At 62.2% G+C, this 13,814-nt stretch carries 10 protein-coding genes; 7 read left to right on the forward strand and 3 right to left on the reverse strand.

The genetic code is table 11. The features are described 5' to 3' along the window. The first annotated feature begins 403 nt into the window (after positions 1–403). A complete protein-coding gene (locus B0919_RS14460) occupies positions 404–1,960 on the forward strand; it encodes a tetratricopeptide repeat protein (RefSeq protein WP_078012987.1) in 1,557 nt (518 codons plus the stop codon). 71 nt (positions 1,961–2,031) lie between these two features. Here B0919_RS14460 and B0919_RS14465 read toward each other — a convergent pair whose 3' ends face one another. Then, the gene (locus tag B0919_RS14465; protein ID WP_176133055.1) at positions 2,032–2,325 is read right to left on the reverse strand and encodes a hypothetical protein; all 294 of its coding nucleotides are present in this window, start codon (positions 2,323–2,325) and stop codon (positions 2,032–2,034) included. A gap of 188 nt (positions 2,326–2,513) precedes the next feature. Between B0919_RS14465 and B0919_RS14470 the strand changes: the two genes are divergently transcribed. Further along, positions 2,514–2,909: a DUF6799 domain-containing protein gene (locus B0919_RS14470; protein WP_078012988.1), complete on the forward strand. Its 396-nt coding sequence runs from the start codon at positions 2,514–2,516 to the stop codon at positions 2,907–2,909. A 102-nt stretch (positions 2,910–3,011) separates the two neighbouring features. Here B0919_RS14470 and B0919_RS14475 read toward each other — a convergent pair whose 3' ends face one another. Beyond that, a complete protein-coding gene (locus tag B0919_RS14475) occupies positions 3,012–4,985 on the reverse strand; it encodes a WG repeat-containing protein (RefSeq protein ID WP_078012989.1) in 1,974 nt (657 codons plus the stop codon). Positions 4,986–5,123: 138 nt separating this feature from the next. Here B0919_RS14475 and B0919_RS14480 point away from each other — a divergent pair, with 138 nt between their 5' ends. Both B0919_RS14480 and B0919_RS14485 read left to right on the forward strand, forming a co-directional pair. Next, positions 5,124–5,525, forward strand: coding sequence for a hypothetical protein (locus B0919_RS14480; protein ID WP_078012990.1), 402 nt, complete (start codon positions 5,124–5,126; stop codon positions 5,523–5,525). A gap of 85 nt (positions 5,526–5,610) precedes the next feature. Next, positions 5,611–6,618: a hypothetical protein gene (locus tag B0919_RS14485; RefSeq protein ID WP_078012991.1), complete on the forward strand. Its 1,008-nt coding sequence runs from the start codon at positions 5,611–5,613 to the stop codon at positions 6,616–6,618. 216 nt (positions 6,619–6,834) lie between these two features. Here B0919_RS14485 and B0919_RS24790 read toward each other — a convergent pair whose 3' ends face one another. After that, entirely contained in the window at positions 6,835–7,371 is a 537-nt protein-coding gene (locus B0919_RS24790) for a hypothetical protein (protein ID WP_139362137.1), read from the reverse strand. 378 nt (positions 7,372–7,749) lie between these two features. On the opposite strand from B0919_RS24790, the gene B0919_RS14495 reads away from it, so the two are divergent. The 3 genes from B0919_RS14495 (at position 7,750) to odhB (ending at position 13,792) form a co-directional block, all read left to right on the forward strand. Next, positions 7,750–8,937: an L-dopachrome tautomerase-related protein gene (locus tag B0919_RS14495; protein WP_176133056.1), complete on the forward strand. Its 1,188-nt coding sequence runs from the start codon at positions 7,750–7,752 to the stop codon at positions 8,935–8,937. 232 nt (positions 8,938–9,169) lie between these two features. Then, complete coding sequence (locus B0919_RS14500) at positions 9,170–12,022, forward strand: 2-oxoglutarate dehydrogenase E1 component (RefSeq protein ID WP_078012994.1); 2,853 nt, start codon at positions 9,170–9,172, stop codon at positions 12,020–12,022. Positions 12,023–12,124: 102 nt separating this feature from the next. Next, positions 12,125–13,792: a 2-oxoglutarate dehydrogenase complex dihydrolipoyllysine-residue succinyltransferase gene (gene odhB, locus B0919_RS14505; protein WP_078012995.1), complete on the forward strand. Its 1,668-nt coding sequence runs from the start codon at positions 12,125–12,127 to the stop codon at positions 13,790–13,792. The last annotated feature ends 22 nt before the right edge of the window (positions 13,793–13,814 follow it).

Here is a 13,814-nt window from a genome sequence, read left to right on the forward strand (position 1 = left end):
CACGCGGAAGCGTAAACAATCACTACTGGTATCAGACTTTACAACAGGAGTTATTTAGCGCTAGAATAGTTGCAAAGCATCTAATTGCCCACTATTCGTCTGACTTTTAAAGAGGATCTGTACTGGTAGCATCTCGTTGAAAATCAGATGCAGGGTTAAAGTCAAGAGCAGAAAACTCTAGGATGCTACTCCTATTGCCTAGGCGGTCAGCGCATAACCACATCAAGGCACGACTCATTTATAGCAATGACAATGAGCCAAAATAGAAAATGATTAGACTTTACTTATGTAGGTTATTTATGCGTAGATAATTGAAATACAGTTATTAATGCGTGTGATGGAGGGCTTTAGATATTGGGACTTCATTAACCATCAGACCAAGGTATCCTTGTAGCTTAGCCGCATGGATGACCTACGGACCACCCTCGCCACTTTTTCGCCCGATGACCGGAAGGAGTTTCTGCGTTTTCTGCAGCGGCAGCGCCGCAAGGAGAAAGGCCGCAAGGATGCGCAGCTCTGCGAACTGCTGTGGCACAAGCGCGACTACAGCACCGCCGAGTTGCTGGCCCAGCTCTACCCGCCCGACGACCCCAACGCCGTGGCTTACTACGCCCTGCGCAAGCGGCTGCTGCGCCAGGTCACCGACTTCCTGCTGCTCAAGCAGCGCGACCAGGACCTGACCGCGGCCTCCACCGTGCGCGGCCAGCTCAGCCTCGCGCAGTATCTGTTCGATGCCGACATTCCGCGGCTGGCCTGGGCTACCCTGCGCAAGGCCGAGAAACTGGCCAGCCAGAACGAGCAGTACGAACTGCTCAACACCGTGTACAACCTGCAAATCGAGCACGCGCACGGCGAACATGCCGAGCCGCTCGACGACATCATCCGGCGCCGCAACCGCAACAAGCCCGCCGCCGACGAGGAAGAACGCGCCGCCATTGCCTACAGCCTGATGCGTGCCCGCCTGCGCCAGGCGCGCACCCAGGGCCGCTCCGGCGGCCCGGTAGCTTTCGACCAGATCATGCAGGACATCCTGCGCGAGTACGACTTGCAGGAAGCCTTTGCCCGGCGGCCTTCGCTGCTGTACCGCCTGCTTTCCATTGCCCGCTCGGCCATGCTGGTGCGCCGGGATTTTGCCTCCTTCGAGCCCTTTGTGCGGCGCTGCTACCACCTCATGGAAAAGCGCCACGGCTTTCAGGCGGCCCACCGCGAGTACCAGCTAGGCCTGCTCTACATGATTGCACACGCTCTGTACCGCAACCGCCGCTTCGATGAATCGGTGCAGTACCTGGAGCAGTTGCACCAGCTTATCCGCACCGGGCCGCGTAGCCACCACAACGAGTTTTACCCCCGCTACATCTTCCTGCTGGCCGCCAACCTGGCCTTTCAGCGCCGCAACGCCGAGAGCATCCGCCTGCTGGAAGAGCTGCTGCGCACGCATCCGCTCAACCCCCGCGACCAGATGACGGCCCGCCTCGGCCTGGGCTTCCACTACTTCGCCGAGGGGCAGTTTCAGCGCACCAGCCACACGCTGATGGCCATTGGCCGCTCCGACCACTGGTGCGAGGAGAAAATGGGCGTGGAGTGGCTGCTCAACAAAAACCTCGGCGAGCTGCTCACCCAGCTCGAAATGGGCAACTCCGACGTGGCCACCCACCGCCTGCGCGCCGTGGAGCGCCTCGTGCGCGACCGGTTCGGGGCCGACGGCGGCTCGTACCGCTACATCCTGAGTTACCTCTCGCTGGTGCGCGACATCCTCGACGACCCCTCCGCCCCCAGCCAGCCCGGGTTTGCGGCGCGCGTGGCCGAAATGCCGCGCTTCCTGCCCCTGGAGCGGGAAGACCTGCAGGCGCTGAGCTTCTACGCCTGGTTGCGGGCCCGCATGGACGGCCGGCCCTACTACGACGTGCTGGTCGAGCTGGCCGCCGCGCAGCCCCAGGCAGCTGCGCCGATACCTGCCTGACCCAAGCCTGCCTAAAACGACAGCGGCCTACCCCGGAAAGGGCAGGCCGCTGCGTAAATGCGAAAAAGCAATTACTTCTTCTCGGGCGTTTCTTCTACTACGCCGTTGGCGGGCTGGTTTTTCACCACAGCCGTGTCGCCATTTTCCGGGGTAGCCATTTCGTTGGCAGCGTCTTTGGTCGAAGCAGCGGCGTTGTCCACGGCATTTTCGGTAGCGTTGGCAGCGGCTTCGGTGTTGGCGGCAGCGTCGTTAGCAGCGCTTTCGGCGGTGGCTTCGGCGTTGTCCTGGGTTTTTTCGCTGCACGAGGTGGTAGCGAAAACGGCGAAAGCGGCTACGGCCAGCAGGGTTTTGAAGGTCATTTTCATGGTAGTAGGTTGTTTCGGTGGGGTAATCGTGACCTTTATGCCGATGAGCTGCCGAAGGTAACCCACCCCGCGCCCGAACGCCCCAGGCGCGGGCGCGTACAAGGCGCCGAATAGACGGTTTCGGCTCGTACGTTTGCCTTATGTTTTCACCGCGTGGTTTTTTACTTCCGCTGAGTTTCTGTCTAGGCTTGGCTCTTTCGGCCGCTGCCCAGGGCTCCGACGACGGGTTTCTGCGCCGCAACGGCACCACGTACCTCGTGCGGCACGGGCAGTTGCGCCCGCTCATGCGCGAAGTGCACTTGCCCAACGGCCGTACCGTCACGCCCGAAGGGTTTGTGCTATCCGCCGATGGCCAGCGCACCGCCCTGGCCGAGGGACAGGGCTGCGACCTGCGCGGCGTGCCAGTTTCGGGCCGGCAGCAGAGCAATGGCGCTTGGGCGCTGGGCTCCGCCACGGCGCAGCCCCGGCCAGTGCCAGCGGCGTATCAGCCATACGCCGAGCAGCTGTGGCGGCTGCCACCGGGGCAGCGCAAAAAGCTGCTGAAGCACCTGGGCAAGAAGCACGGCCGCAAACACGACCACTAGGCTGCGTCTGACCAGTCGGTAAAAGCTTTCCTAAGCGTCCTGCTGAACGGATCGAAGCAGGAACGCTCCAGTGTTATCAGACCCCGTCCGGCCCGCCGCGCACTACGGTTTTACTTCCTCGGCGTCCTTGTCAATGTAAAAGCTGCGCCCGTGCTGACGTACGCGGGCTTTGCCGTCGGTAAAATCTGTGGCCTGCTCGTAGCGGCCAAACGGGGCCGTGTCGTGACGGGTGGTGTCGGTGAGGTAGTCGCGGTCGATAAAGGTGTACGTGCCGTTTTTGCGCACGCGGGCCAGCCCGTCATGAAACGGGTACGCTTCCTGAAACAGCCGCGGGTGCTCCGGTACGCCGGCATCGGGCCCGCTGATGTAAAACCAGCCGCGGCGGTCGAGCACTGGCGCGTAGCCTTCCGAAAAGTCGTAGGCGTTGTAGAAGTAGTGGCTGAATTCCTCTCCGTTCTGATCGATGAAGGTGTACAGCTGACCGATGCGCACCCGGGCGTAGCCTTCAGCGTAGGAATTGAGCGCGTCATAGGTTGGCGGCACCACCTCCTCGCCTTCAGGATTCACCGCGCCAAAGGCCCCATCCTGCTCCACCACGGCCCGGTCTTCCTGAAACGGCTGTACTGAGCTGTACTTGGCCTCTATCACGGGCTTGTCGTGCTTGCTGAAGCCCCAGCGGCCGTTGGCCTGATACGGTTCCGGAGGTACGCGGGTAAAGCCCTGGGTACCCAGCCAGATCATAGCGCCAAAGCCAAGAACCGCCAGCCCGACCATGGCCAGCCAATGATCCGTCGCCAGGCCGCGCCGCCGCAGCTTCTGTCCCCATTCCCGCAAGGGCAAGCGGCTTAGCCAAGCGCGCAGGCGTTCCGGTAGCGGCGAAGCGCCCGCCGGGCGCGGGGCAGCGGGGGAAGACGCAGTGGCGGACGGCGGAGCTTGGGTGGTAGGTGTGGGCGCTGCAGCTACCTTAGGCGCTACCACAGTCGCTGCCACCGAATCGGGAATGGAAGCGGCTGTCGATTGCGCGGGCGCTGGAGCAGTTTGGAGCCGCTGAATCAGTTGCTCAAGCGCGTTGATCTTCGCGTCGAGGTCCTGGTTACGGCGCTGCCATTCGGCCTGGGAGGTCTGCCGCCGGGATTCTTCGGCTTCGTGCGCACGGTTTTCAGCCGCCAGCCGCGCCTGCAGTTCGGCCGTGTTGGGAGCTGCTTGCTGCTGTGCCTGCGCGAGTTCGGCACGCAGCTGCGCAATGCTGTGTTCCCGAGCTGCTTCGCGGGCTTCAATGGCGCGTAGCTGCTCGGCTAGTTGCTGCTGCAGCTCCACCTGCTGCGCTTCCAGCTCGTGTTTGCGGTCTTCGCCGCGGGCGGCCAGGGCATAGGTATCGGGCGGCAGCTCGTCCACGTCTTCAGCTCCCAGCCAGCGCCACAGCTGGCGGGCGGTGTTTTGCATCACCGTGCCCAGCGTAGGGGCGTCGGCAGTGGGTTCCGTCGGCAAGAGGGAAGCACTGGGCGCCACAGCCGTAGCGGCTTGCAGCCCATCAGCGAGCTGGCTGATGTCGGCCGCCGTCAGGTCAATTTCCGGAGTAGCCAGCTGCGCCAGGCGGCGGGGCAGGCGCCCGAGGTCGGCTACCAGTTGCAGTTGGCGGGCTTCGGGGGCGGTGCTCATGCTGACTTCCACGTCCGCCGCGAAACGCACGGGCTCGGCCGCCAGCCACAGGCCAGTAACGAAACGTGGGTTAACGGCATCGGGCGGCAGCCACGGGCCCAGCAGCTGCAGCAGGGCCGGCTGCAGCTGCTGAAACTGCTGAAACGGATTGTCGGGCAGCGGCTGGCCGTTGAGCAGCCACGGGGCGCCAGCAAAGTCGGGGATACTCAGCAGGCCCCCGCCGGGGTGGAGCAGCAGCACCGTGAGGCTGTGCGGACGCACCACCACGGCATCGGCCACGGCGCCATTGGGCAGCGGTACCTGGCCGGCCAACAGCGTGGGCGGTGTCGCGGGAGTGTCCAACGTGGCCCAGACGGCCTCGAACAGGCGTTGCCGGGCCGCGTCGGGAAAGGGAGCAGGTAGGAAAACGTGCAGCATGTAGCAGCGTAGGTGGCCAGCGGAGCCGGCCGCCGCCGGAAAAGCGCGGGGTGCGCTTCTGAACTCAACTTTTTGGAATCAGGCGAAGTATACGCAAACGGCCGCCGCCCTTGTTCGACTGTTTTTTCTCGCTTCTTTATGGACTCCCTCACGCCCACCCCCTCCCATACGCCCGAGTTTCAGGCTCCGCTCGACGTCACCGACGGCCAGCATTCGGCCCTAATCGATGACACGCTGGCCTTGCTGGGCGAAGGCGTGCCCACGCAGGCCAACCAATATGGCCTGACCGAAATCGACCGGTGGGCCGAAGTGCTGCGCTCCAGCGAAAAGCCGGGCCTGGCCAAGATTATCAAAGAACTGGACAACCTGCGCGAACAGCTCACCAGCAACGACGCGGATTCGCACAGCATCGCCGAAACCCTGGCGACGCTCGGCGCCGAAACCAGCAAGGTGGCCGACGACGCTTCGGCCGGCTACGGGCCGCCGCTGGCCCAGCTCGGCAAGCTGCTGATCAAACTCGGCTCCTCCTTGTCGCGCTAACGCTCAGCGGCTTAGCTGCACATGTATGCCCGACCCGCCGCGCCGGAAGCCTCCGGCTGCGGCGGGTCGCGTATTTTTGTGGCCTATGGCAGCTTCTTCTTCGCCCGACCTGACGCTCTACGACCCGTTTGAGCGCATGCAACTGGTGGCGCCCGCGTGCTTTTTGTGCGGCACGCCCGTCGACCCCGCCCACCAGCACGTGACGGTGTTTGCCCCGTGGCTGATGCAGCGCTACGGCCTGGCCGACAAGGAAATCCGCCTGCTCGACCAAAGTACCACCACCTTCCGCGAGCTGACCATCCCGTGCTGCGAGCAGTGCCAGCAGCACGTAGCGGCGGTAGAAGCCCGCGTGGAAGCCGCTACCGCCGCTGACCCCGCCGGCCTGCGCCAGCTCGACGACCAGACGCTGTTTTTGTGGCTGGGCAAGATGTTCTATGGCATCTTCGTCAACGAGCTGGCGCGCGAGCTGGAGCCACTCATCAAGCCGCGCTACCCGCTGGCCGAAAACCGCTCGCTGTTTAGCCGCTTCCGCTCCTTTTTCCAGGTGCTGCAGGGCCTGCGTGTGCCTATGCAGTTCGACGACTTCACGCCTGGCTCCGTGTTCATCCTCGACGTGAATGTGGGCCCCGAAGGGCCCGCCTTCGCCTACGATGATGACCTGGCCACCATGGTCTTCAGCCTGCGCCTCGGCAACGTGGCCATCATCAGCTGCCTGCTCGACAACGACATGCTGCGCCACGTGATGCAGCGCGTGTACGATGACGCCCGCACCCGGCCCCTGCACCCGATACAACTAGCTGAGTTCAAGGCTCGCGTGTACTACGGCGCCTACCTCATCAGCGCCATTCCGGAGTACTTCCCGCGCGCCGTCAAGCCCGGCGACGAGGTGCTGGTGATGGACACCTTCCTAGACGACGTGACCGGTTCGGTGTTCAACCCCTGGGACAACATGGCCTACGCCCAAACATTGGAAGAGCTTTGGCTGCCTTGGAAGATAGAGCTGCGCACGATTCTGGCCGACCCGCGCGAGCCGATGAGCTACCTCTACGACGACGCTGGGCAGCCCCGTACGATTACCACATTTCCGGCGTAAGCGCCTGTCCTGTTGTCTGTAAACCAAGCTGGGCCCTTCCTCTGCGAGCGACGCGGAAGAAGGCCCCGGCCTTGTTGCTGGTCGCTCGTGCGGGCCGGGCATAGTGGCACGACCGGGCAAGCATCCCGCAGGCATTAGGCAAATGGGTAGGCAATGCGCTGCTCTACGGCTGCTATTGGCAGCGGCCGATGGCAACGAAGCAAGAATGAAAGCTGCTTAGCCAGCCTGCCATTCCGGCTGAGGAGCCGGGCGGGCGGGTACGGGCGTCAGGCGCACGTTGTGCCACATATCGGACAAGTGCCCCTCGTTGGCCCCCACGAGCACATCAAAGCAGTGCTTGTGGCGCCGGGCCATGGTATCGTGGATAATATATACGCCGTCGAGCTGCGGCGAAATGCCGCTTATACGCACCGAGTCGCCGTAAGTGAAGGGGCCGCCCCATTGCTTCAGCAGGTCGCGCGAAAGGGCGGCCCAGCGGCTTTTATGGGTTTGGTGGGGCGAAATGCGGGAGTTGTCGGCCGTGACGAACGGTTCGTCATCGGTTTGGCCGACTTCGGCCATATAAACGGTGGCCGTTACGTGGTAAGTGGGTAGCTTCTTGGGTGGATGATAAGCTACTGGCTTGGAAGCTGGCGCTGGATTCACTGCTGCCACGCGCGGCGCCAGGTGCGCAGTGGGCAAGTGCCGGGGAACAGAAGGAGTAGGAGTGGGGGTGGGGAGAAAAAGGTACAGCAGAAAAAAGGCGATAGACATGACGTTAGGGTTCGTGCACTCCCGCTTGCACCTGGGGAGGGTAAGGTCCAGCCGTCGCGCGACCGGAAATCATATGAATGAAGAAGGCCCGATTGGCCTCGCTTGCCGGGTTCAGAGTTGGTTAAGTTAGGTTTTTATTTGTATTTAATCACAAAATTTATTGACTAAATTATATAAATAGCTCGTTGGAGTAGACCAGCAGGCAGAAGAAGTCGTTAAACGGCCGCCTTTCCGGAAAGGTTAGTGCTGAGCCGAGTAGATGCCGGGCCGCATCAGTAGCCGCTGCCGAACGCGCTGGTAAAAGCCGCGTAGTAAAGCCATTCCTGCTCGGCAGGGAACATGCTGACTTCTTACTACCACACCAAACACCGCTTGACTATGCGATGCTTCGCTACCATCCACCGGGCCGCTTTAGGGCCCGTGCTGCTTGCTGCCACCTTGGTGGGCTGCAACGCTGGCGCCGACAAAGGTACGACAACCAATTCAAACGCGTCGGCCGACTCCACTGCCACTGCCAGCGCGGCGCCCGAGGCTCCGGCCAATTCGCCGCTGCAACTCGTTGGCGAACTGCGCGAACCGCAATTCGTGGGCGTGGCCGTGCTGCCCGATCAGCGGGTGCTCATCGTGTCGCCGCGCTGGGACTACAACCCCGTCAACCCCATTGCCATCCTCGGCCCCGACAACTCCGTGCAGCCCTATCCCGACGCCAAGTGGTGTATGTGGAATGACTCGGTGCGCACCGAGCCGGAGAAGCACTGGATCAGTCCACAGGCCGCCACCGTAGACCGCAGCGGTATGCTGTGGGTGCTCGACCCCGCCGCGCCCGGCCTGAAGTACACCGTACCCGGCGGACCGAAGCTGGTCAAAATCGACCCCAAGACCAACCAAGTGGTGCAGACCATCCGCTTCGACCAGACGGTGGCCCCGCGCAAGTCCTACCTCAACGACGTGCGTATCGACCTTGACCACAACTACGCTTACATCACCGAGTCCAGTCAAGGCGGCTTGGTAGTAGTTGATCTGAAGACGCAGAAGGCCCGGCGGGTGTTGACCAATCATCCGTCGGTGAAGGCCGAAGACATCCGGCTGAACGTGGAAGGCAACCCCATGCTCGACCCCATGGGCAAGCCCGCCAAGCTGCACTCCGATGGCATTGCCCTCAGCCGCGACAACCAGCACCTGTACTACCACGCCGTCACCGGCTACACGCTCTACCGCATTCCAACGGCTGCCCTGCGCAATGCTTCGCTCAGCGAAGCGCAACTAGGGGCGCAAGTGGAAAACCTGGGCAAGACGCCTGCCTGCGACGGGCTGGAAATCGACGCCAACAACAACCTCTACATCACTGCCATCGAGCAGAATGCCGTGGTGCGCCGCACGCCTGATGGCAAAATCGAGACCCTGGCCAAGGACCCGCGCCTGCAGTGGCCGGATACTTACTTCCTCACGCCGGATAATACCTTATACGTTACCGCATCGGCCATCCATAAGACGCCTACCTGGAATAAAGGTGTTGGCAAACAAAACCAGCCGTACCGCCTGTTCAAAATGGCGTTGCCGAAGTGAGTTTCGCGCTATTCCGTATCCTGATGCCGGCCCGCCCAACTTTGGGCGGGCCGTTGCGTTAGCTAAAATTCTTTTCTTGCAGATTCAGCTCTGGTGAAGTGTCTTAGCTAACAACGGGAGTTGTCGGGTTGTTGTGCTATGAGTTGAAGTACAAACAGATTCGTGTATGCGAATGTAGATTTGCGCCTGGCTGAATACGCCTTACATTTGCTTTCCCACCATAGCCGTTCACATGGACGCATATTCCTATATCGCCAACGCGCATGGCGAGTACATCGACCAGCTCTACCAAGCCTACAAGGCTGATCCAGAATCGGTAGACTTTGGCTGGCGCAAATTCTTCGAAGGCTTCGACTTCTCGCAGACGTACCCGGAAGACGGCGCGGAGCAAGCCACCGGCACCGGCGTGCTGACGAAATCGGCCTCCACGCTGGGCAGCACGGCCATCAGTTCCTCCGATTCGGTTTCGACTGATAAGGAAACGGCGGTGCGCAACCTCATTCACGCCTACCGCAGCCGTGGCCACCTGGTGGCCCGCACCAACCCGGTACGCGAGCGGAAGGACCGCAAGGCTCGCCTGAGCCTCGCCGATTTCGGCCTGAGCGACGCCGACCTCGACACGACCTTTAAGAACGGAGAGCTGCTGGGCCTCGGCGGCAATGCCAAGCTGCGCGACATCATCGACGCGCTGCAGAAGATTTACACTCGGACCATCGGTTTCGAGTACATGTACATCCGCGACCCGCAGGTGCTCGACTGGTTCCGCACCAAGGTGGAGAAGGACTCGCTGAGCTTCAACCCAGGCGTGGAGTACAAAAAGCGTATTCTGAGCAAGCTCAACGAGGCGGTGGTGTTCGAGAACTTCCTGCATACGAAGTTCCTGGGCCAGAAGCGTTTCTCGCTGGAAGGCGGCGAAACCACCATTCCCGCGCTGGACGCCATCATTCAAAAGGGCGCCGAGCTGGGCGTGGAGGAAGTTATGATCGGCATGGCCCACCGCGGCCGTCTGAACGTGCTGGCCAACATCATGGGCAAGACCTACGAGCAGATCTTCTCGGAATTCGAGGGGACGGCCGTACCGGACCTGACCATGGGCGACGGCGACGTGAAGTACCACATGGGCTACAGCTCGGAGGTGGACGCGGCCGGTGGTAAGAAAGTGAACCTAAAGCTGGCCCCGAACCCCTCCCACCTGGAGGCGGTGAACCCGGTAGTGGAAGGCTTCGTGCGCGCCAAACTGGACCACCAGTACGGCGGCGACTACAAGAAAATCCTGCCCATCCTGATTCACGGCGACGCGGCCGTGGCCGGCCAGGGTATCGGCTACGAAGTGACGCAGATGTCGCAGCTGGAAGGCTACAAGACCGGCGGCACCCTGCACTTCGTCATCAACAACCAAGTGGGCTTCACCACCGACTTCGAGGACGCCCGCTCGTCGATTTACTCGACCGACCTGGCCAAAATCATTGACGCGCCGGTGGTGCACGTGAATGGCGACGACCCCGAGGCCGTCGTGTTTGCGGTGCAGCTGGCCACGGAGTACCGCCAGCAGTTCCACGCCGATATCTTCATCGATATGGTGTGCTACCGCCGCCACGGCCACAACGAGTCGGACGAGCCGAAATTCACGCAGCCTTCGCTCTACAACATCATCTCGAAGCACCAAAACCCGCGCGAGGTGTACAACGCCACGCTGGTGCAGCGCGGCGACGTGGACAAGGAGCTGGCCAACCAGATGGACCGCGAGTTCCGCGACCTGCTGCAGGCCCGCCTCGATATGGTGAAGCAGCAGCCGCTGCCTTATAAGTACCAGCCGCTGGAAAACGAGTGGCGCAGCCTGCGCCGCGCTACGGCCGAAGACTTCAATAAGTCGCCGGAAACGGGCGTGAGCGAAGAAGTGGTGCAGAAAGTGGCCAAGGCCCTGACCACCATTCCGGAAGGCTTCAAGCCCATCAAGCAGATCGAAAACCTGCTGAAGGAGCGCAACAAGATGTTTTTCGAGACGCGGGTGCTCAACTGGGCCGCTGGCGAACAGCTGGCCTACGGCTCGCTGCTGCTCGAAAACCACATTGTGCGCGTCAGCGGCCAGGACGTGCAGCGCGGTACCTTCTCGCACCGCCACGCGGTGCTACATGATGCGGTGACCTCGGCCCCGTATACCCCGCTGAACCACATCGAAGGCGGGCAGCCGGAGAAGCTTGCTATCTACAACTCGCTGCTGAGCGAGTACGCGGTGCTGGGCTTCGAATTCGGCTACGCCATGGCCAACCCGACGGCGCTGACTATCTGGGAAGCCCAGTTCGGCGACTTCGCCAACGGCGCCCAGACGATGATTGACCAGTTCATTTCCTCGTCGGAAAGCAAGTGGCAGCGCATGAACGGCCTGGTGATGCAGCTGCCCCACGGCTACGAAGGCCAGGGCCCGGAGCACTCCAACGCCCGCCCCGAGCGTTTCCTGCAGCTCTCGGCCGAGCTAAACATGGTGGTGGCCAACATCACTACGCCGGCCAACTTCTTCCACCTGCTGCGTCGTCAGCTCGTCTGGAATTTCCGCAAGCCCTGCGTGGTGATGTCGCCCAAGTCCTTGCTGCGTCACCCGCTGTGCGTGTCGCCGGTGGAGGAATTCACCTCCGGCACTTTCCGCGAAGTGCTCGGCGACACCTACGCCGACCCCAAGAAGGTGAAGCGCGTGCTGCTGTGCTCGGGCAAGGTGTACTTCGACCTGCTCGAGGAGCAAACCAAGTCGGAACGCAAAGACGTGGCCATCGTGCGCCTGGAGCAGTTGCACCCCTTCCCTCAGGTGCAGCTGGCCGAGGAGCTCAAGAAGTACCCGAAAGCCGAGCTGATCTGGGTGCAGGAAGAGCCCGAAAACATGGGCTACTGGAACTACATGCTGCGCTTCCTGCGCCGCGAGCTGAACGACGTGGTGGCCCGCAAGCCCTCCGCTTCGCCCGCTACCGGCTACAACAAGGTGCACGTGCAGGAGCAGAAGAACATCGTGGCCCGTGCCTTCGAAACGGCGGCTCCCGCTGCTCAGAACATCAAGGCCACGGCCGAAACGGCCAAGAAGGACGTAACGGACTAAAGCAACAGCGCCGTAGCGCGGACTTCGGTCTGCGCTACGGCGCTAATTTCCGCTTCGGCTTTCTAAATTCCCACCATCGACATCATTCCCACCAGCTAGTACATGGCTCTGGAAATCAAAATACCCGCCGTCGGCGAATCTATCACCGAAGTCACTATCGCCAAGTGGCTCAAGAAAGACGGCGAGGCCGTGAAGCGCGACGAAGTCATTGCCGAGCTTGAATCGGACAAGGCTACCTTCGAGCTGCCCGCCGAAGGCGACGGCACGCTGAAAATCCGCGTGGCCGAGGGCGAAACCATCGGCATCGGCACCGTCATTGCCGAAATCGGCGGCGACGGCGCGGCTGCTTCCGCACCAGCGGCTGCTCCTGCTGCGGCCCCGCAGGCCGACCCAGTAAATGCCGGCGAGCAGAATCCGCAGGCCAGCAATCAGTCGGGCTACGGCGGCTCGCAAGCCGGCTCGGCTAACACGCCGACGGCGGCTCCGGCTGCTACCCCCGCCGCTGGTGGTGGTGCCGGCGAAACCAAGGAAATGAAGATTCCGGCCGTGGGCGAGTCCATCACGGAGGTGACGGTAGCCAAGTGGCTGAAGCCCGATGGCGCTACCGTGGCTCAGGACGAAGTCATTGCCGAGCTGGAGTCGGACAAGGCCACGTTTGAGCTGCCCTCGGAAGCGGCCGGCGTACTGCGCCATGTGGCCAAAGAAGGCGAAACCATCGGCATCGGCGCCGTTATTGCCCGCATCGAAGGTGCTGGCGCCAGCGCTTCGACCGCAGCTCCCGCGGCTGCTCCGGCCCAGGCCGCTGCTGCCGCTCCGGCTCAAGCTGCCGCGCCTAGCGGCAATGCCACCTACGCTTCGGGCGTGCCTTCGCCGGCTGCCGGCAAGATCCTCGACGAGAAAGGCATCAACGCTGCTAATGTGCAGGGTTCGGGCCGCGACGGGCGCATCACCAAGGAAGACGCGCTGAAGGCCCAGCCGCAAGCCGCTGCTCCGGCTGCCGCGCCAGCTGCTCCGGCCGCCAAGCCGGTCGCGGCTCCTGCTACCCAGGAAGCTCCCGCTGCCGCTGGCAGCCGAAACCAGCGCCGCGAGCGGATGTCGAACCTGCGCAAGACGGTGTCGCGCCGCCTGGTGGCGGTGAAAAATGAAACGGCCATGCTCACCACCTTCAACGAGGTGAACATGCAGCCCATCATGGACCTGCGCAACAAGTTCAAGGACAAGTTCAAGGAGAAGAAGGGTGTGGGCCTGGGCTTCATGTCGTTCTTCACCAAGGCCGTGTGCGTGGCCCTGCAGGAATGGCCCGCCGTGAATGCGCAGATCGACGGCACGGACATCGTATACAACGACTTCTGTGACATCAGTATCGCCGTATCGGCCCCGAAAGGGCTGGTGGTGCCGGTAATTCGCAACGCCGAACAGCTCAGCTTCGACGGCATCGAGAAAGAAATTGCCCGCCTCGCTGGCCTGGCCCGCGACAACAAGCTCACCATCGAGCAGATGACCGGCGGCACGTTCACCATCACCAACGGCGGCGTGTTCGGCTCTATGATGAGCACCCCGATCATCAACGCCCCACAGTCGGCCATTCTGGGCATGCACAACATCGTGCAGCGCCCCATCGCCGAAAACGGACAGGTGGTCATCCGCCCCATGATGTACCTGGCGCTGAGCTACGACCACCGCATCATCGACGGCCGCGAGTCGGTGTCGTTCCTGGTGCGCGTGAAAGAGCTGCTCGAAGACCCGATGCGCCTGCTGCTGGGCGTGTAAGTCTGGCTTCGTCCGTAAGGCA

Origin of the sequence: Hymenobacter sp. CRA2, from assembly GCF_002007105.1 — a bacterium.
GTDB lineage: Bacteria > Bacteroidota > Bacteroidia > Cytophagales > Hymenobacteraceae > Solirubrum.

Bases quoted from the DNA above. Each gene is read 5' to 3' on its own strand.
- B0919_RS14475 (WP_078012989.1), bottom strand. From the start codon at position 4,985: ATGCTGCACGTTTTCCTACCTGCTCCCTTTCCCGACGCGGCCCGGCAA.
- B0919_RS24790 (WP_139362137.1), bottom strand. From the start codon at position 7,371: ATGTCTATCGCCTTTTTTCTGCTGTACCTTTTTCTCCCCACCCCCACT.
- B0919_RS14480 (WP_078012990.1), top strand. From the start codon at position 5,124: ATGGACTCCCTCACGCCCACCCCCTCCCATACGCCCGAGTTTCAGGCT.
- B0919_RS14465 (WP_176133055.1), bottom strand. From the start codon at position 2,325: ATGAAAATGACCTTCAAAACCCTGCTGGCCGTAGCCGCTTTCGCCGTT.
- odhB (WP_078012995.1), top strand. From the start codon at position 12,125: ATGGCTCTGGAAATCAAAATACCCGCCGTCGGCGAATCTATCACCGAA.
- B0919_RS14460 (WP_078012987.1), top strand. From the start codon at position 404: ATGGATGACCTACGGACCACCCTCGCCACTTTTTCGCCCGATGACCGG.
- B0919_RS14495 (WP_176133056.1), top strand. From the start codon at position 7,750: ATGCGATGCTTCGCTACCATCCACCGGGCCGCTTTAGGGCCCGTGCTG.
- B0919_RS14500 (WP_078012994.1), top strand. From the start codon at position 9,170: ATGGACGCATATTCCTATATCGCCAACGCGCATGGCGAGTACATCGAC.
- B0919_RS14485 (WP_078012991.1), top strand. From the start codon at position 5,611: ATGGCAGCTTCTTCTTCGCCCGACCTGACGCTCTACGACCCGTTTGAG.